Source organism: Streptomyces sp. NRRL F-2664 (assembly GCF_000719345.1).
Taxonomy (GTDB): domain Bacteria; phylum Actinomycetota; class Actinomycetes; order Streptomycetales; family Streptomycetaceae; genus Streptomyces.
This window is the reverse complement of sequence record NZ_JOFX01000537.1, coordinates 1-270: the sequence shown is the minus strand read 5'-3', so window position 1 is coordinate 270 and position 270 is coordinate 1. Positions and strand designations below refer to the sequence as shown.

The following is a 270-nucleotide window of genomic DNA, read 5'->3' as shown; positions in this document are numbered from 1 at the left end:
CACGGCAACCGCACCGACTTCGCCTTCACCCCGGCCGGGGAGACCTGGCAGCTCACGTCTGTCACCGACCCCTACGGCGCCGCCACTACCGTCGCCTACAGCGACGGCCGGGTCGTGTTCACCGCACCCCCGCGCTCGGGCGACGGCCACCGCCTGACCGCCGTCCTGGAGCTGGAGGACGGCCTGGTCCGCAAGGCCACCGGCAGCGACGGCGCGGTGACGGCCCTGGAGTACGGGCGGCCGCTGGCCGGACACGGCCCCGTCATCACC

General features: G+C 74.8%; 1 protein-coding gene. It reads left to right on the top strand.

The window, feature by feature from the left end; genetic code table 11:
• The coding region (locus IF89_RS40170; RefSeq protein WP_043195157.1) for a hypothetical protein at positions 1–270 on the top strand (270 nt) is incomplete at both ends.